Origin of the sequence: Bradyrhizobium sp. INPA03-11B (assembly GCF_040446015.1) — a bacterium.
Lineage (GTDB): Bacteria > Pseudomonadota > Alphaproteobacteria > Rhizobiales > Xanthobacteraceae > Bradyrhizobium > Bradyrhizobium macuxiense_A.
The window spans coordinates 25,787-43,418 of record NZ_JASGSR010000048.1 but is presented as its reverse complement, the minus strand read 5'-3'; the positions used below and the strand labels follow the sequence as shown (position 1 = coordinate 43,418).

The following is a 17,632-nucleotide window of genomic DNA, read 5'->3' as shown; positions in this document are numbered from 1 at the left end:
CTGTACGCACGTGGAATAGGGAGAAACGAGAGCCGTTCTCGAACCGGGTTCGAGAGACTCCTTTTCGACTTGCAAGGAGGACATTTCACTTGGAGTTTCACAATACCCCTACCGCTTATTTCTCTGGCAGTACGCGACACAAGCCTCTCCGAATGCTTTGAAGAGTCGCTTGCTCAAAAGATCGGTAGCCACGTGCCACTCCGGATGCCATTGCACACCGATCTGCAGGGTCGGCGCGCCAACTACGGAAGCTGCTTCGACCAGGCCGTCGGACGTCCATGCCTCCGGCATGAGCGGAGCGGCAAGTTTTTCTATGCCTTGGTTATGCAACGAGTTGACTTGCGCTTCGGTCGCACCCGCTATCGGGAAGAGCACGCCATCGGACCGTATTGTTACGCTGTGCGTCACATCGTACTGACGATCCCTTGGGAGACATGGCTTCTCAGCATGCATCGCTCCACTTTCCAGCCTCCATTCCGACAGCGACGCATGAAGCGTGCCGCCGAAATAGACGTTAAGCTCCTGGAGGCCCCGGCAAATGCCCAATATGGGCATCCCGAATGCGACGGCCGTCCCAATGGCTGTCGCGGACAACCTGTCCCTTGGACGGTCGCGGATGCCAGCTTCAACATCCTGCTGGCTCGTCCGTGTAGAGGAAGCAGCCGACCTTAAGATGGCCGGATCAATATTCGATTCATCTCCTGTCAGCACCAGACCGTCCAGCCTGGGCATGATTGGCAGAACGCTATCGTCCCCCGCATCATCAGCATCGATGGTCGGAAGTATCACGCTCGTTACCCCGGCGTAACGAACGAGGGCTTGCACGTATTTGCGCCGCAACCAATCGCGGTGCACGCCATCAGCCAATAGACGGTTTGAGGTGATGCCGACCACGGCCCGGACCGATCCTGCCTGTTGCGAAATCAAGCCAGTTTCTCCCGCGCATTTGCGCCGGCGATAGACTGCTCATACAAGCGTCTATTTCGCTCCTTCAACTGGGTGATTACGCTGGGTTGTCCTTGAGGCCCTTTGACGAAGAGGCCTCCCCAAGTCGAGGCAACACTTGCGTACTGAGGATCCTGCATTCGAATTTTCTGAGCTTTGCGCAAGAGCCAGAAAGGGATGCCGGGCGACAGATGATGCTCAAGGTGGTACTCATCCAAGTTCTGCCCAAAGATCGCTCTCTCCAGAACATTCCCCTTTCTGTTGCGGGTTAGATAGACGTTCTTGGTTTCGGTCTCGCACATAGGTGAGTGTTCGGCGAGCTCGATAAACCAGCCGAGGACCTGAAACGTGGTGAGATAGGGCACAATCCAGAACAGGATGACGAGGTGCAGGATACCAAGAAAATATGATCCACCCAGTATGACGAACCAGAAGAGGTAGAAGCCATACCTGTCGACAAGTATGCCCGCCCGATCCTGGTCCTCGCTGGCTGTTATCGAAAACCGATTCGTCCAAAGATACTTCAGATAGGCGACCGTCGCGCCACCCAGTATCGGCTTCCAGATTATATTGAAGGCGTACCGCCCCGGAGGCTGGACGTCGTAAACACCGCTGGCCAAAAAGAACTTTAGATCAGGATCCTTCTCCGGGTCGCCGAGAAACGGATGATGCAGATAGACGTGTGAGATCCGGTATGCCCAATGGCGCTGGAACAGGGGATAGGCCGCGAACAGAATCCCCAGGGCGTAATTCCAGGTGGTGTTTCTCGCCAGGGTGCGATGGGCCGAATCGTGGGAGATTGTCGTCAATCCTCGTTGATAGGCGCCGATCAGTAGAACAGCGAGCGGATAGAGCCACCACGAGACAGAGATCGTCGCGACCACGCAGATTGCGATTACGGCGTAATCTTTTGCGATATAAGCAGCTCCCGTTATGTTATCCGGCCTCAGTTCGGAGAGCTGCTTGTTGATCTCACGACTGAATTGAACCGCTTCACAACGTGACGACCTCAGCTTCCAAGCATCTGCCTGTTTCATGAGAACCCCTTCCTGACGGCTTTCAGGTTGTCAGATTGCGGAAAGTGCCTTGTCCAAATCCTTGATGATGTCGTTGACATCTTCGATGCCGACACAAAGCCGGATCGAGCCACCAAATATACCGGCGGCTTCGCGCTTTTCCCGTGGGACGGTGGTGTGGGTCGTCGAAACAGGGTGTGTCACGAGCGTGCGGGCATCCCCCACGTTTGAAACGTGATACATCAAGTCGACGTTCTGGATGAACTTGCGTCCGGCCTGTTCGTTCTCTACCTCGAACATGACCATCGCCCCGTGCCCGTACTCGGCGTTGAGTGTCTGATCGATGGTTTCTCGATCAGCCCCTTCAAATAGGCCTGGGTAGAAGACACGGCGCACTTTTGGATGTTCGTTAAGAACGCTCGCTACGATCTTTGCGTTTGCGCAATGCTGCTTCATGCGAAGATGCAGTGTTTCAAGCCCTTGGATCAGTTGAAAGCTTGCAAAGGGGGCGATGGCCGCACCGGTATCCCGCAGCCAAGTCATCCGAGCTTTTAAGAGAAACTCGCTCTGAGCAAGATCGTCGATATCCTGCAACGCGTTGCGCCAGATGATGCCACCGTGGGCATCGTCCGGGTTGTTGAACAGTGGAAAGCGTGAGCTTCCCGTATAATTGAATGCGCCGTTGTCAACGATTAGTCCGCCTAGGGTCGTGCCATGGCCACAGATGTATTTGGTCGCGGAGTACGTCGTGATCGCGGCACCGAGCGCTGACGGACGGCAAACGAGCGGGGTTGTCGTATTGTCTACGACCAGGGGCACGCCGTGCTTTCTGCCGATTTCCGCCAGCTGCTTGACGGGAAGCGGAATCAGACAAGGATTCGAGACCACCTCTCCGAACAGGCATATTGTGCGATCATCAATGGCTTGCTCGAAGGTCTCTGGGCGTCGAGGGTCTGCGGTCCTAACAGTGATACCGAGACGCCTCAGTGTATTGTGGAGCAGGTTCCACGTATTGCCATATAGATACGGAGAAGCGACGACATTGTCGCCAACTTCGCCGCTCGATAAGTTGACGATCGCAAGGAACGTCGCCGCTTGGCCCGATGCAACAGCGAGCGAGTCGCTTCCCATGTCGACAGCAGCATACCTTCTTTCCAGCGCGCGGGTCGTCGGATTGATAATCCGAGTATAGGTGAAACCATCGGCCTTTACGTTGTAGACGTCAGCAATATGGTTGAGATCACCGTCGAGTTCGTAAGCCGTGTTCTGGTAGATCGGCACCGCCACAGCCTTCGTTGTGGGGTCGCGCCGATATCCCGCGTGCAGAACAGCAGTTTCGGTGGAAAATGGGAGCCGCGAGGCGGTCGCGATTGGCTGCGACGGGGCGGCACGACCTTCGCAAGTCTCTCGGGTTGACGTCCGTCCCGCAATCCCGGTCCGGCCAGACCGAAAATATGTGCGAAAGGCGCACCCCAACTGCTCGATCCAACTGGATTGAATTTCTCCAATACAGCCAATCCGAAAACTCCGGGTCGGAAGATGGAGCTTCGAGTAGACGTAAAGATTATGGGCTGCCAAGTGACAATATAGCCGATCGAAGGCGACTTGATCCGAAATCCCGGCCGGTGCAGCAAACGCCACGCATATTGGAGACTGCAAGTTCGCTGGGAGAAGCGGGGCCGTCACACCCTCGAGTTCCTTGATGACGCGGTCTTTTATCTTTTCATACCTACGGCGCCTAACGTCGATGCCTTCGTCTCCCAAAATCTCGAGCGCCTTTGTGGCTGCCTGAACGATATGTGTGGGAGGAGTCGATCGCCATTCACCTGTGCGCTCGAGCGAGCGCCATTGATCTCTAACATCGAGCACAAATGATCTTGGTTCTTGAACCGCATTCTCCAGCAGTTCGTGCGACGCAAGGACATAAGCGAGCCCTGGGGGGCCTTCTATGCACTTGTTGCTCGACGTGACCAAGACGTCTGGTCCGCCACGACTTAGGTCGATGTGGATGGCACCGAACGAACTCATTCCGTCGACGATGGTCTTTACCCCTCGCTGCCTTGCGCCGTCCACGATTGGCGCGAGCGGATTGACGATTCCTGTCGTGGTCTCGCAATGGACAAAGCATAAGTGAGTGATGCATGGATCTTGGCTCAGACACTCGGAAATTTCCTGAGGGTCCAAGGCCTCGGTGGCCCGCTTGACGAGCTGAACCGCTTGAACACCCCATAGCCGGAGAATCTTGAGTATGCGCTCACCATAGATTCCGTTTATGCAAACGAGCGGCCGGTCGCCCTGAGACACAAATGACGAGAGAGCGGCTTCCATTGCAAAGGAGCCACCTCCCTGGATAGGAACAACCGAGTAGCCTTTTGGATTTCCCGACAGATTGAGCATCAACCGCCTCATACGGGCGGTCACTTCCTTGAACTCCAAATCACGCGATGCGAGATCAAACTGCATCTGCGTTTTAACCGCCGACGTGAGTGCAATTGGACCAGGCGTCAACAAAGAACGCTGCCTTGTCACCCCATTCTCCCCTATAGTAGCATCCATTCGCGAATCTGGTGCATGGCCGCGCGAGGCGTCTGGCTCCTCCTGGCACTTGACGTCGAGATCCTTGAGGCGATCTGCGCCTCGGAGATCATGACGGATGCACAGGTTAAGACGGCGCCACCATCTCGCCTCGCAAGCGAGACAAGTCAGCCAATCTGCATAGGTCTGGCCGCTGCCATTCAGTCAAATGTGGAAGTTCGCCAACGGTCTCCGCCGGACCATCGCGTGAGGATACTGAGCCAGCTAGCGAACCGACAACGGCCGCTGCCGACTGCGCTCATCTTACAAGAGCCTAAGAGTTGGGACATTCGCACTCTTTTGTCACTCGTTGACCGGCTATATTTGAGATCGTACAACTTGACGCCACGTGCGATTCAACCCCTTTCAGAGCTCGTCGGGCGAATATTTCCGAATTTGCATTGTGACGTGCAGGCGTGCGCTGCCTTCGTCCACGCCTGTCCTTGCCAAAGTCGACCAGCATGACATCGTTGCGCTTAAACGAAGCGGCGTTGGCATGTTTGTCCAGTCGGGTTTGAAGGCAATCTGCGGCAATCTGCGGCACTCTGCGATTGCTGGGCCGTTTTGTGGCGATCATTTCAGGGCGGTAGCGCTGGCGGAGCACGGAAGACGTGCAGCTGTTTTTCTTCGCGATGCAAGGCGCAGGGCACGCGCCGATGGAAAAACAATGGTCGCGACCTATGCCATGCCGGGCCGCCGCGGACTTGCCCTCCGATGTCCTCTAAAGGCCAGAGGTTCAACCCCAGGGACCAGTCAGGAGGGCATCCGAACCGCCTGAATTCACCCGGGCTCGGCTCCAGCCACCGATGGTTGGCGGAAAGCGTTGCAGCCATTGGCAGCCTTGGAGCTGCGCAGCGGATCGAGAGCACGCTCTCGATGCCCTCGCCCGGCGCCGGCACCTCGCCGATCGTGCCGAATCGAGCCGCTTCATCGAGAAGGCCACTCGGACGTCGCGGTGTGCCGACTCGCCTCTTGCCGGGACGCACGGGATCGAAACCGTTAGCGATGCACCCCGGCGATGGGCTCCGCCCCATCCATTACACAAGCGATCGATGCCAGCCAGATATCAGTCGGTATGTCGTCATCGGGACGGCAGCAGCAACGCGGGTGGAAACGCAGCGTATCTTCGCGCAAAATAGAAATGCCACGATTGCACAAATGGCGCTCGGCGAGTGTCCGGGCAAACGGCCGCGACATCGTGAAGAGCCGCCTGGCGGTCTCCGGCCAAGTGTCTGTCTTTCAACCTTGGGCGATGGCTCGAGACGCGCGCCAGGCAGCCCGCGAAAGCGCGGTGCCTCGTCTGCCACATCACACAATCAATAAGTCCACGGCCTTCGCGGATGGCGTCGAGCAAGTCGCCTACTCGCGAGTTGCGGCATCAATCCACTTCCTGGCCGATCCTTTGGGCGCCCCTTTAATCGGAGAAACATCGAGCGACCCAGTGCGTTGCGCACGAGACCGTGCGCCAGCTCGGCAGTCTCGCGTGGCATCACGCGACCTCTCGTTTACTGGCGTTCTCCACCGGATAACCCCGCGGCACCATGGCGGGGCGCTTTTGCTTCACGCTCGATAGCCCTCCGCGCTGCGGCAGTCGCCTGGTGGAGTTCGCTCCGATGCTCGCTGCGAGTTGCTGGATCGAGAAGCGCGCCATGTGACGGACCTTGCACTGGCTCAGCACCAGTTGCTGGAGAGTATAGTAGCCAACGGCGGCAAGTTGATCTTCTGGTCGGCCTTTGTAATTTCGCTCTCCACGACGGGCGACCAGGAGCCTCTCTCAGCCTAGGCGCGCTCCTCGCTGACGACGATTCCTGCGCCTCGATCGGATGTTTCGATAGTGCAGGTCTCGTCGATGTGTGCCCAATGGCCGCCGCGGCGCTCCATGCAGCTCCGCATGTCACGCATCCCCGCGCATAGAGCGCGTCTAGATTTCCCGTCGCTGCACCTAGGGTGGCCCGTTCGTCCGAAGCGTACCAAGTATTCGACCGCTTTCCTCGGATGCGATTGTCCACATTCTTGATTCGCGCTAAGGGGAAACACCAAGGATGGAAACCCTGACACGCGATGCCGCCAGATTTGTCCAGTCCAGCAAGAGCGGTGGGTAGTAGTTTTGCCGACGGGCAGGAGATGGTCTGCCGTTTCACCTGGGAGATCAGATCCATCAATGCGCGTTTGGAGGAACTTCGCCAATTCCGGGCCAATATGCTTGGCATTACTGGGCCACAATGGATGATCTTGACGGCCTTGGCGGATTTAAACAGGGAAGACGGAGCTCCGGTCAATGTGGTGTCAAAGTTGATGCAGGTCGACGCTTCATTCGTGACGACCCAATCAAAGCTGCTGGAGAAAAAGGGATTGCTGCGGCGCAGATCCTCCACAAGCGATGCTCGGGTCGTACAATTGTCGCTAACGGACAAGACTTACAAGCTTCTCACGACCGTCGCTACAAAACTGGAAGCATTGGATGAGTTCGTTTTTGGCGAGTTCGGTATTCCGGAATCCCTCGAGCTAGTTAGCAAGCTAGCTGCAGTCAGGCATCGCCTGGAGAGCGCTTGCTTGAAAGTCGCTCTGGAATTCTGAGGATCAAGGCACGATCCTCGGAAATGACGCTGGGCTGCGGCGATGTCTGATCTGCCAATCTTCGAAGTTTTATTGAAGCAGCGTGGGCGAAGGTGGTTGTGGTCGGTATGCGCGACCGACGGCACCGTGGTTATGACGGGCTCAGGAAGTAGCCGATCTGCCGCCAGCTATGGAGCCAACAGGGCGCTTTTTCTGTTGCTGCTGAGTGCGCCATATCGCTCGGGACTTTCGACTGGAACGAGCCTGAGCTAACCGGCAGGCTCGTTTCAGCGCTCGCTTTCACCCAAGCTCTAAAGCTATCACGATCTGCGGCGAATGACCTGCTCGTAAGTCCTTCCCGTCTGGAGGACCGCGGGATGGCCAGCGTTCGGCACTTGTCAGAGGGTCACCACGCCCAGCACGTCGGCCGGGTCCCTTCGAACAGGGCAAGCAGATCGGCTCATTGTAAGATAAGAGCCGACGCCAAATCTGCATCGACATTCCCATAACACGGCCTGTTCACGATAGAGGGCTGTTTCGTCGATAGAGAACGTCGACGCGTCGCGACGCTTCGGGCCTCAAGAACGTGTACAGCGGGTTCGGCATACGCACCGTTGAGCGACCGGCGAGACAGACGATTCTCGGCGCGACTGAAGGGGCGGTACGATAACCGCGCCATACCGCTCCATATCCGAGCGGATCAGAGTCGCTGGTCGTGGACCATTTCACCGGCAATCGGCAAAGCTGAACGCAGCGATCAAGGGCGGCCTGTCAGCCGCCCTACTCTGCCAGCTTCGGTGCCGCTTTAGTAAGCTATCGCTGATGACCGAGTCCGATCCCGAGATGTAAGGCCTTCTGACGCAGCGCACCGATAGTGCGTTTGGTCATTTTTGATATTTTTATGACCGGAGTCCGGGATTTCGAATGGGCCTTGAGCTCTTTGATATCTTCTTTGGTCCACTCGCGCCGCTTGATGCGTTTCTTCGTTACTTTCTTCACCCTGAATGCTCCTTGTGAGAGGCGGCTTGTAACACAGTTTTTTCGCAGCGACGACCGTTAAAAGTGCCACTCACAGGAACTCGCACAGACGTACAAGTTCGGTGACGTGTTCAGAAACAGACTCCAACTACTCATCGCGGCTGTGCACTTGAGTAAGTGACTCTGGCCGGCCGCGCTATAAGTTCTCGAACGTAATAATTGAGCGTACTATCGACAATCATACGTGAGTACGGCGAGGCTTGCCGTTGAGCGAGGGCCGCTTTCGGCGAGCCTGTGTGACGCTTGAAAAATTGATCCGAACGTCGTGACTCATATTCGTTCTAACCCTATCCAAAGGATATTTGCTCGACCCTAAACCCACCGCCGAGATTGGCGTAATTGGAAGAGACGATAGCAAATCACGGTAGAATCAGATGAGACCGGTCCAACCGCACTACCGTTTCGTACCGGGGCGGCTGCGCCATGAGCGATAGACTCGGCCTATGTATCCAGGAAGCGGCACATGTTTCTAGACTTTGCAGATGATTGGATTGCAAATATATATCAGATAATCAATGCATCTTTGTTTGACATATTTTCCGTATGGCGGACTGACCACGTCCACCATGCAAAAGCTGGCGAAATACGACACATCACTGCCATGGCAGCTCGCATTTGAGCAACGATTGGAAAGAGAACACTCGCGCCAACGTAAATCGGGCGAAACCGTAAGCGAGAAGTTGCAGTATCGACGATAATCTGCTCAACGGTCTACGATGGAGCGGATCTCTGCGAGGTTACGAGTAGAGCTTACGCGCTTCTTGACGGAGCCATTGCATCGCGAATTATGCAGGCGCCTCGTTGAGTGACGTCAATCGCGCTCAGCGATGCGACGTGCAATGCTTAGCCTCACCGATCCCACGTGACTTGCCACATCGTCGAACATTCACCTCCTTATTTCGCCAGCTACTGCTTTGGACGGTGAGATTCTTTTGTGTCCCCTTCGACTGCGCGATCTGACTTGCGGTGATCAATAACGAGCGGAATTGTGTCGGCTTTTCCTCCGCCATGGCGACGTGTTGCTCGATGCCGTGACTATGGAGCCGGTTGTGCTGTCATAACGCGCTGACGCTACGGACAACCTGAACGAGCTCCAGATGAACCGTTGGCGACCGGGCGACCGTAGCGGCTTGCTACCATCAAGACAGGCCGATCATTCGTCGGACCCGTCCCGCGTCGCCTAAACCGCAGCGGCGCGCCGACCGGACGTTCGCGTTGGCGCTCGCCGGGGAAGCGATGACGATCGGGTCCGCGGTCGCACTGGTTTATTTTCAAAATTTGGATCGAAATTGACCGTGTCCGGGCTCGTCGGCGGCGACGGCACGGCACGGCCGCGATCGTCATCTTGGCCGCTCTTCAGTGACCATAGAATGCCGGGTAGCCCGATGAATCCAGCGCAATTTCAAGCGGAGGCAAGATGGACTAGGACTTCTATCGGACTGCCTCGCTTCTTGGCGCTCGCAGCCCATTGAACATGAAAGCGCGCCGAACTGGACCGTCTGTAGGATCTGGCCGAGCGGGCCGATCGAGGCGAATCTGCCCCAATCGAGGTCGCAATTCGGTCGGTCCGTTGATCTACGCCTTCGAGTGGCGTGGTAGCGGTTGAGGATCACGGAGGCCGCGGGCTGCGCCGTTGCCAGCGACGCGTGAATGAGCGGCATCAATCGAGGAGGCGCTGTGCGTGGCTGGCGGCTTCACGGTTGAGCGCACGCAGCGTTTGTTCGTTCGGACACCATTTTGGAGGGCTTGCATGCTTCTCTTGTTTGAGCTCAGCGGCACAGCGGAGTTTGGACTGACACAGGCCGCACACCCGCTGCAGATCGTGTAATACGTCGCCATGGTGAGCGGCGAAAGCTTGCTCCGAGAGCCCCGCAAGTGCGAGGCGCTTACTTAAAAGCTCGGGGACTCCAGGACGTTGCGCCAATGCTCGAAACTCGGACGTGGAGAGCCTGAGCTCACGCGCGATTGCGTCGATATCCTGACGGCTCAAACAAGCCAGCTCGGACTGTCGAGACAGAATCGTCCGTAACCGGCTGATCAGATTTCCGAAGAGCCAAAAACTACCACTGTGTTCGGGTCGAGTATCCATGTATCATATCCATCTGGCCACCCTTAGCTCAGAGAGACAGGTCGGCTTTTGACGTACATCAAATAGGACCGGCGCTGCGATGAGCCTGAAGGCCACGGCTTCAGCGCCAAGACTGGTTGCTGCGGCCAGCGCCGGCGACAATCCGAGACAGCCAGCCGCCCCCGCGCCGCGCAACGATCGCAACGCAACAGGCCGTTTTAGACGCGCGTCGGCTTTTTTGACCAGCATCAATACGTCGGTTGCGGCCTGCCGATAGAGATCACCTTCCCAGTCAAGGTCAGGTACATGGCAGACAGAAAAACTTGGCGCCCCATCATCTTTTCGTGCCCAAATACGGGCAATCGGGTCCAAGGCCTTCTGCCGGACGAAACCCCCGAGCTTGGAACCGACGACCTGCACCCTGTAACGTGCGCCGCCTGCGACGGAGTCCACTTCATCAACCTGCGGACAGGCGCGATGATCGGGGAGCGCCGTTAGGCCCGATTGACGTGTGGCCGCCGCCCCTTCTGGAACTCGCTTCGGTAATGCGAAGCTCTGGAACGCGCTCAGTGGAGGCAAATCAGTCAACCAATAAGCGCCTCACGATAATAGCGTTAAGAAGACTCCAACCAACGGAGGATGTTCGACATGACAGCAATAGCCAGCGCGAGCGCCGGGGCGGAAACTGCAGTCAAGGCAGCGTCGGAGAAGATAACCGACAGGGACTTAAGCTGGTCGGGATCGATCTGACTGAAGCTTGGCAGTTATTCCGCAGCCATGATCTGGGCTGCAGAGTAGATCCTGCCCCCGCACAGCAATGGCGTCACGGCGGGCGGCAACCGGCAGACCACTTGCGCGATCGAGACCGCGGGCAGATTGGACGCCGAACCTGCTCGCGCGGCAGACCGGCGATCTCGTCAGGCCTGTTCAAAGGGATGCGTGAACTTGTCAATCTGCAACTATGAACAGCATTCCGGAGCTAACGATCGGATTACCTGGGAACGGATCGAAACCGCCCCCTTTAATCGCGACGTGGAAATTGCCGTGATCGAGGGCAGCACCATTCACCGGTTGGTCTTCCCCTGCCGCCGCATCTTCGGCGGCTGGATCAGGGCGAAGACCGGAGAACGCGTTGCCGTACGGCCCACCCATTGGCGCGTCTGGCCCAGATAGTACCGGCTCTCCTGTATTGTGTTGCCATCGATACTGCTTGGTACCAGCCCTGACATCATCGATCTCTTCTTTCAGCCCTTTGCCACGACGAAAGAGCGCGGCATGAGTGTCGGGCTATCGATCTGCCGGACGATCGTCGAATCGCATGGCGGTCACATCGTCGCGCTGAAAAATCCGTGGCGGCACGCTCACACTGCCGTTTGCAGAGGTTGGAGAAGAGGTCTGACTGAAAGACGCATCTTTCTTGTGATCGATGACGGCATCCCATGAGATATTCGCATGCCAGGAATGAGCGGGCAGGAAACGGTCCGCAAACTAAGGCCGTTGCTATCGCCTGTCCGGTCATCCTGATGACCAAGCTATGGCCACCTAGCACTCGCGGTTGAAGCGATGAAGGCGGGCGCAGCCGACTTCATCGAAAAGCCTATTCGAGGACCAGGTGCAGCTGCGCAATCGATGGCGCCTTGGAAGGCGGCCGCCGAAGCCCGCCGATGACGCGGCGAAGTTCCAGGCTGAAGCCCGCCTCCCTAACCTCTCGCCGCGCGAGCGCGACGTCCTGCGGGGGTTACCGGCGGGCAAGATCACAACGTGATAGGCAACGACCTTGGCATCAGCCCCCGCAAGGTCGAGGTGCACGAGGGAGGCTCATAGCCAGCCCGACTCCGCAGCATGACCGAGTTGATGAGGAGCGCGATCGCCGCTCAGCTTAAGCGTATCGCGAGCCGGCGAATAACTGGCTTATCCCGGCTGCGCTGTCTAGACGAAGATACTTGCCTGTGAGCGCGCCACTCTGGTCGAAAGCGGTATTCTACGAGGGGCTTTTGACTCACATCAACGACGAGGTGGAGCGCACAGCTAGCATTGACGCCGCCCAGCCGGAAAACACTAGGTTAAAGCGCTCAGGAGTTTTCGATGAACCGCGCTGCTTTCAAGCCGCTCCAAAACACGTCGTTGCCGCACTCGTTCAGGTACATCCGGCTCGAACGCGCGCGCGATCCCGATCATCCCGAGGGCTCCTCGGCTATCGCCTATGTCATGGTCGCCCCGCTGGACACCGTGTCTCGGATCGACGTCCAAGTCTGGAAGACCAATCGGGATGCCTGCCGCATCGTCCGTCAACGCCCCGATCAAGCGGATCAGCTTGGTCATCTGGTGCGAGGTCCGGGCGGCGGCTGGCATTTTCACTACGACGTGACAGGCATCACGGAAGACGAAGCAGGATATCACCTTGGCGATGAACGCTTCCGGCTCGGCGAATATGTTTCCGTCCGCGAGGCGGATGGCACGCATCCTTATCGTGTCGTCGCCGTCGCGCCGCTTTGATTCGGCCCGGGCCGGGTCACGATGTACGCTGCACTGGGACGCCCAGCGACGACGGGCGTGAATTGCTACCAATAGCGCGATGCTTCGAGGCGAAAATACCCGATCTAGGCCAGACTCAGACATTGCATGGTCTCGCAGGAGGGCGACGGAGGCGCCTGCTGCTTTGTGTAGCGCGCCAGGGCCCGTAAGATGTGTTTGCGACCGACACTACCAGCAAGTGGTAACACAAGACCAAATTCGAGAAGCGTCTATCACGCCAACGACAAATGCCCGAGGGCAACAACATCGAACGGCAATATCTCGCCTCCGGCACTGACGGGCGACCGCGCTGCGACACTGCAGCCGCCTAGCCCAACTCACCGGCCGCCGTGTGGTGCGGAAAATTACCTCCCACCAGGGCCCTTCTAGCTGGCCATCAAGGACACCGTAAAGCGGCGGCCTTCTTAAATGGAAACCGGGGTCGATTGCCTCGCCGCACTCAGGCAACCTGCTTAGTCTTGTCTTGGTTGGTCAATCGAGGTGGAAGCGCTTTCGCCCCAGCGCTACAATTTCTCGCTCGGTAGGATGGTCGCTCGATTCGACGTGTAGAGCGAGGGTCGGCCTGTTCGTCTTCAGAAAGTGCATCAGCTTGGTTTTCTCGATGCCCGGCCCGATGATGAGCAGATCGGTGCAGCTACCCAGGGCCTGACCTACCCTGGCGAGGAACGTCGAATCGCCCTCGCCACTCGTACTCGCTTTGTGATGAGGGGATGACGAATGCGCGCGCACGGCCGAGGCGCTCACGCCCGTTAGCCCTACCGAGAAGATTTTGGCAACGCGGTGGTCGATCCAAATAACGGCGTGCGCTTGCGTTTGAACTGTCCTCTCGGTCATGAATGGGCTCTGCCTTTCCTCGCCGTTTCCTCTCTCAACCATAGCGCCACCGCCGCAGGCAATTCCCTGCGACCGACGATGCCAATCAGGCTCCGGCACTGACGATCGGGATATGAGATGTTGTAAGCACCTGTCTGCGCGACAACTTCGTATGCGTGCGTTCACGCTCAGGGTGGTTCTGGTCAAGTTCTTAGAACGCTTCAGCCAGTTTCCATGTACAGTCGCTCCTGGTGTAAGGAAAGCACCCTTCGAAGCCATATGACGAGCACCCCGGTCGTCGATCACCGGCAAGCCCAGCTGATCGGTTTCCGTAACAGCTAGAGGGCTTCCAACATTGGCCATTCGGCTTGATCGTAGCGAACGAGCGGCACATAATCCCTCTGATCTGGCCCGTTAGAAATGCGAGGCGCGTCATACGGCTTCCTTTCCACCTGGCACTAGACCATTGCGCCAAGTGTGCCCCGGCCGGGTTGATCTCGCTCAACCAACAATCAACAAAGGCGTATTAGGCAGATCACGTTGTACCACGTAGCCCGTGCTCCGATAGGCAGAGGGTTTTCACGCTCGCGGAACTGCAATGTTTGGGAACATATTGGTCCACATTCCTACAGAGCTATCGGCGCGTTCTGCGGTAAATGGATCGATCTCGCTCGCAGTCAGCACGAAGGCGCAACTCGACGCGATGGCGATCGGCTACGAGAGGACCATCATTCCGCTCATTGCGAGCGCCGGCACGGCAGTCACTTCGATCTTCGAGGTCGAGCATGCGCGGGCACTCGAACGAGCCGAAGCGGCCCTGCGTGTCTTTGAGCTGGAGTCAAGGAACTCGGACATTCGCTACACGACACGCGCCTTGAGTGCGATCCCGACTGATGGGCGCGGGATCATCTGCGCGAGCGCGCGGCTGCACGATCTGACTATCGTCACGCAGCCGCAGCGCGATCATGATAGCTACGATAACGTCATTCCCCAAGAGATCCTTTTCCAGGCCGCCGGCCCGGTCCTGTTCATGCCCCATACTTTCTACGGCGCGTTTTCTGCTAAGCGAATCGGGATTCGCTGGGACGGCAGCCGGCTTGCAGCGCGCGCTCTGCGCGACGCAATGCCGCTGCTGCGCGAAGCCGACGCTCTCACTATCATCACGATCACCGGACCGGATGCAATGCCGGCCGAGAGCTCCACCGAGCACGTGCTACGGTACCTTGCAAGGTCAGGCCTTCCCGCGAAGGTCGCGTCGGTCGCGGCATCGGAGGTCCAACCGGCCCTCCAGTCGATCGCAGCGGACGAAGGCCTCGATCTAATGGTGATGAGTGGATATCACTACTCTTGGCCGCAAGAAAAGCTCCTCGGCCACGCGACGCGCAAGACGCTTCAGGCGATGACGATCCCGGTCCTAACGTCGCATTGAGCGCGAGATTACCCGTGCGACTTTCCGCCACGTCCGCTGCGTGCCGTCGCCTGCAGCTTTGATCGCCGTCATCACGATCGGCGCTATGCTGACGCCTGCCGCCGCTAATACTGCCTCGCGCGCAAGCTTGAGCGCGAAGGTCTCCGGGGCTCATCGAACGTCGACGACCAGCGTCGGAGCTTGGTCTGCTTCGTACCAGCGTGTTGTGCTTTAGACAACGTGTCGGGAATCGGACGACGCGAGATCATCGCTCTCAGACGGAATGGCTAGACTTCTTGAAATCAGTCGCTCTCGCGGCCAGAGCTAAGTGTCCAAGGACTGGTACGGCGCTTGCTTAAAGAGAAGTGCAATTACGTCTCCTTGGCGTGGCGGAACAATACATTCGCCGGTAGTGGACCCGGGACATCGGTCATTCAACAAAGGGGGGAGTGATAGCATGTCCGGCGTCGGTGGGACAAAAGCCGTACATTGGGTGATCGGTTCGCCGCCTACAGTGGCCCCGAACTACTATCGGATGGGTATAGACACACTAGACGAGTTGGCATTGTGGCAGATCTGGAAACGATTGCCATCCGAACAGCGCACGAAAAGTCTTCGCTTTCACGACGTCGAGCCACCAATTCTCAAGACCATCGAAAGTAATATTGCTGCATCCATCAACGCAGCCACGATCACGTATCTGCCCCGTCCACGTCTCATATCGTCGCTGCCCTGCAGGCAAGACGGCTTCGATTTATCGCCATTCACACTCGAGATGCTCCCTGCGGGGCAGAAACGCGCAAAACACCTGCGCGAATTAGTGGCTCATCTTCCCTATTCGGAATCAATCCCTGCTTAAGGTCAGATCATGAAACCCGCTCTCGTCTTTGATTGGAATGGCACCCTGCTCGATGATTCGTACGCACTGCTTCAAACGACCAATGACATGCTAACTCGCTTTGGTCATGCGACGATCGACATAAATACCTTTCGGGAACATTGCGACGTTCCACTATCTCTTCTTTATCGCAGTCTCGGAATGTCGCACGACGAAGTTGCGGTGGTGGATCGCGATGGAAGCGCACTCTTTCACGACACCTACGAGCCACTTGCGGGCAACGCCGATCTGCGCGAGGGCGCGCGCCGCGTCTTGGAGTTGGCGCGCCGAGAAGCAGCTTCGTCCATCATCGTTAGTAACCATATAGTTGCCCCGCTGCGTTCCCAATTGAGAAGACTTGGAATCAATGAATACATAAACGATGTGCTCGCCTTTGAAAGCCGCACCACTCAGTTCAAGTCGATGAGCAAAGGAGAGCGGCTTCGTCTATACATGGAGGAAAACGACCTGAAGCCGGCGTCAACCTTCATCATCGGCGATATGCCGGTCGAAACAGATATTGCGCGCAATCTGGGACTCATAAGCATATCCATCACCGGAGGATTTGTTTCTGAGTCGCGCTTGCGGGCAGCGAATCCAGACTACACGATCAACAACCATCATGAATTGTTGCCGATTTTGCAAAGGCACGGCTTTTTTCAGAATGCATAAAATGATGATTGCCGAAGAACCATCACTCGACGCCGTTCCGAACACTGCGAAGCAGAGAATAGGCCTTATTGGCCTTGGGCGCATGGGAACCGGTATCGGCATCAGCCTGGTGCGTCACCAAATCGAGCTGCATATCAAGGCCAACAAAGATCGTTTCGGTGCGGATCGCTTGACCGCCGCAGGGCCCATGAATATTCGTCATTCGCGATATACAGGGCAGCGTTCGCATTGTTGGTCTCTCTTATCGGCCTCGGTTCCTGGCTCAAGCCCGGTGACGAGGGCACCAAAAAGTACAGCCTGTCCCTATCAAGGCTTCTCCGACCGAGGCCTACGTACAAATACCTACTGGCTTCTACTTAGGGGAAACATCCAAATGTCGCGCTTCGTCCGTAGCAGCCAATCTCCGTCCATCGATTTTCTCACGATGGGGTGCCGACATGCAGATTCAGGCTGCCGTTTCTGTCCAGACGAGGCGGCATCCGACCAGCGCCTTGCGAGGCCCAGCTCGGACTGAGGGACCGTTCGGCATGATTGGGACGCCGATGCGATTCGCACGCAATACCGAGATCTACGGCGAGGAAGAGACAGCAGAACACCTTTATCAAGTGACCTCCGGTGCCGTGCGAACCTACAAGATCCTGGAGGACGGACGTCGCCAGATCGGCGCGTTTTACCTGCCCGGAGATATCTTCGGCTTCGAGGCCGGCGATACCCACATCTCTTCGGCCGAGGCGATCTGTGAATCACAGGTATTGATGGTCAGGCGTAGCGCGCTCATGATCCGAGCAATCCATGAAAAAGATCTGGCGCGACAGCTGTGGGACGCGACCGCGCTGGAGCTACGCCGCTTTCAAGACCATGTGATGCTGCTGATTAGCAGCGCTGAACAGAGGGTCATTGGCTTCCTGCGCGATATGGCTCGCCGCGCCACGAAGAACGCAGCCATCGAACTTCCCATGTCACGACAGGATATCGCCGACTACCTCGGCCTGACGATCGAGACAATATCGCGAACCTTTACTCAACTCGAGCAGAAGGGCGTCATCTCGCTGCTCACCTCACGCCGAGTCGAGCTGCGCGACCACGTATTGTTCCATGGCTTCGCACGGAACTTGGACTGAGTTGATGCG

The 17,632-nt window shown here is 57.3% G+C and carries 16 protein-coding genes; 7 read left to right on the top strand and 9 right to left on the bottom strand.

Going from position 1 to position 17,632, the window contains the following annotated elements; genetic code table 11:
- Positions 1-108: 108 nt before the first annotated feature.
- The 3 genes from QMZ05_RS20950 to QMZ05_RS20940 are packed head-to-tail and all read right to left on the bottom strand — an operon-like array spanning position 109 to position 4,490.
- Positions 109-927 (bottom strand): gamma-glutamyl-gamma-aminobutyrate hydrolase family protein, encoded by an 819-nt coding sequence (locus tag QMZ05_RS20950; protein WP_353702460.1) that lies wholly within the window; start codon positions 925-927, stop codon positions 109-111.
- Entirely contained in the window at positions 924-1,982 is a 1,059-nt protein-coding gene (gene rtxC / locus QMZ05_RS20945; RefSeq protein WP_353702459.1) for a dhydrorhizobitoxine desaturase, read from the bottom strand. The genes QMZ05_RS20950 and rtxC overlap by 4 nt, the downstream gene beginning before the upstream one ends.
- A 30-nt stretch (positions 1,983-2,012) precedes the next feature.
- A complete protein-coding gene (locus tag QMZ05_RS20940) occupies positions 2,013-4,490 on the bottom strand; it encodes a 2-aminoethylphosphonate--pyruvate transaminase (protein ID WP_353702458.1) in 2,478 nt (825 codons plus the stop codon).
- A gap of 2,106 nt (positions 4,491-6,596) precedes the next feature.
- Here QMZ05_RS20940 and QMZ05_RS20935 point away from each other — a divergent pair.
- The gene (locus QMZ05_RS20935; RefSeq protein WP_353702457.1) at positions 6,597-7,112 is read left to right on the top strand and encodes a MarR family transcriptional regulator; all 516 of its coding nucleotides are present in this window, start codon (positions 6,597-6,599) and stop codon (positions 7,110-7,112) included.
- 792 nt (positions 7,113-7,904) lie between these two features.
- Here QMZ05_RS20935 and QMZ05_RS20930 read toward each other — a convergent pair.
- From QMZ05_RS20930 to QMZ05_RS20915, 4 genes are all read right to left on the bottom strand, one after another.
- Positions 7,905-8,090, bottom strand: coding sequence for a hypothetical protein (locus QMZ05_RS20930; RefSeq protein WP_146990267.1), 186 nt, complete (start codon positions 8,088-8,090; stop codon positions 7,905-7,907).
- A 1,699-nt stretch (positions 8,091-9,789) separates the two neighbouring features.
- Complete coding sequence (locus tag QMZ05_RS20925) at positions 9,790-10,218, bottom strand: hypothetical protein (protein WP_353702456.1); 429 nt, start codon at positions 10,216-10,218, stop codon at positions 9,790-9,792.
- 3 nt (positions 10,219-10,221) lie between these two features.
- On the bottom strand, positions 10,222-10,785 hold the full coding sequence (locus QMZ05_RS20920) for a hypothetical protein (protein WP_353702455.1): 564 nt from the start codon (positions 10,783-10,785) through the stop codon (positions 10,222-10,224).
- 360 nt (positions 10,786-11,145) lie between these two features.
- A complete protein-coding gene (locus QMZ05_RS20915) occupies positions 11,146-11,349 on the bottom strand; it encodes a hypothetical protein (RefSeq protein ID WP_353702454.1) in 204 nt (67 codons plus the stop codon).
- Between the two features lie 39 nt (positions 11,350-11,388).
- Here QMZ05_RS20915 and QMZ05_RS20910 point away from each other — a divergent pair, with 39 nt between their 5' ends.
- On the top strand, positions 11,389-11,640 hold the full coding sequence (locus QMZ05_RS20910) for an ATP-binding protein (protein ID WP_353702453.1): 252 nt from the start codon (positions 11,389-11,391) through the stop codon (positions 11,638-11,640).
- 642 nt (positions 11,641-12,282) lie between these two features.
- On the top strand, positions 12,283-12,693 hold the full coding sequence (locus QMZ05_RS20905) for a hypothetical protein (RefSeq protein WP_353702452.1): 411 nt from the start codon (positions 12,283-12,285) through the stop codon (positions 12,691-12,693).
- A 510-nt stretch (positions 12,694-13,203) separates the two neighbouring features.
- Here QMZ05_RS20905 and QMZ05_RS20900 read toward each other — a convergent pair.
- Positions 13,204-13,566, bottom strand: coding sequence for a hypothetical protein (locus tag QMZ05_RS20900; protein WP_353702451.1), 363 nt, complete (start codon positions 13,564-13,566; stop codon positions 13,204-13,206).
- Between the two features lie 577 nt (positions 13,567-14,143).
- On the opposite strand from QMZ05_RS20900, the gene QMZ05_RS20895 reads away from it, so the two are divergent.
- The 3 genes from QMZ05_RS20895 (at position 14,144) to QMZ05_RS20885 (ending at position 16,502) form a co-directional block, all read left to right on the top strand.
- Positions 14,144-14,974 (top strand): universal stress protein, encoded by an 831-nt coding sequence (locus QMZ05_RS20895; protein ID WP_353702450.1) that lies wholly within the window; start codon positions 14,144-14,146, stop codon positions 14,972-14,974.
- Positions 14,975-15,410: 436 nt separating this feature from the next.
- Complete coding sequence (locus QMZ05_RS20890) at positions 15,411-15,812, top strand: hypothetical protein (protein ID WP_353702449.1); 402 nt, start codon at positions 15,411-15,413, stop codon at positions 15,810-15,812.
- 9 nt (positions 15,813-15,821) lie between these two features.
- Complete coding sequence (locus QMZ05_RS20885; RefSeq protein ID WP_353702448.1) at positions 15,822-16,502, top strand: HAD hydrolase-like protein; 681 nt, start codon at positions 15,822-15,824, stop codon at positions 16,500-16,502.
- A 22-nt stretch (positions 16,503-16,524) separates the two neighbouring features.
- On the opposite strand, the gene QMZ05_RS20880 is transcribed toward QMZ05_RS20885, so the two are convergent.
- Positions 16,525-16,704, bottom strand: coding sequence for a hypothetical protein (locus tag QMZ05_RS20880; RefSeq protein ID WP_353702447.1), 180 nt, complete (start codon positions 16,702-16,704; stop codon positions 16,525-16,527).
- Positions 16,705-17,029: 325 nt separating this feature from the next.
- Between QMZ05_RS20880 and QMZ05_RS20875 the strand changes: the two genes are divergently transcribed.
- Positions 17,030-17,623: a helix-turn-helix domain-containing protein gene (locus QMZ05_RS20875; protein WP_353702446.1), complete on the top strand. Its 594-nt coding sequence runs from the start codon at positions 17,030-17,032 to the stop codon at positions 17,621-17,623.
- Positions 17,624-17,632: the final 9 nt, after the last annotated feature.

Excerpts from the sequence above, each read along its gene's own strand:
- QMZ05_RS20895 (WP_353702450.1), top strand. The coding sequence starts at position 14,144 with ATGTTTGGGAACATATTGGTCCACATTCCTACAGAGCTATCGGCGCGT.
- QMZ05_RS20935 (WP_353702457.1), top strand. The coding sequence starts at position 6,597 with ATGCCGCCAGATTTGTCCAGTCCAGCAAGAGCGGTGGGTAGTAGTTTT.
- QMZ05_RS20900 (WP_353702451.1), bottom strand. The coding sequence starts at position 13,566 with ATGACCGAGAGGACAGTTCAAACGCAAGCGCACGCCGTTATTTGGATC.
- QMZ05_RS20905 (WP_353702452.1), top strand. The coding sequence starts at position 12,283 with ATGAACCGCGCTGCTTTCAAGCCGCTCCAAAACACGTCGTTGCCGCAC.
- QMZ05_RS20915 (WP_353702454.1), bottom strand. The coding sequence starts at position 11,349 with ATGGGTGGGCCGTACGGCAACGCGTTCTCCGGTCTTCGCCCTGATCCA.
- rtxC (WP_353702459.1), bottom strand. The coding sequence starts at position 1,982 with ATGAAACAGGCAGATGCTTGGAAGCTGAGGTCGTCACGTTGTGAAGCG.
- QMZ05_RS20880 (WP_353702447.1), bottom strand. The coding sequence starts at position 16,704 with ATGACGAATATTCATGGGCCCTGCGGCGGTCAAGCGATCCGCACCGAA.
- QMZ05_RS20875 (WP_353702446.1), top strand. The coding sequence starts at position 17,030 with ATGATTGGGACGCCGATGCGATTCGCACGCAATACCGAGATCTACGGC.
- QMZ05_RS20890 (WP_353702449.1), top strand. The coding sequence starts at position 15,411 with ATGTCCGGCGTCGGTGGGACAAAAGCCGTACATTGGGTGATCGGTTCG.
- QMZ05_RS20885 (WP_353702448.1), top strand. The coding sequence starts at position 15,822 with ATGAAACCCGCTCTCGTCTTTGATTGGAATGGCACCCTGCTCGATGAT.
- QMZ05_RS20925 (WP_353702456.1), bottom strand. The coding sequence starts at position 10,218 with ATGGATACTCGACCCGAACACAGTGGTAGTTTTTGGCTCTTCGGAAAT.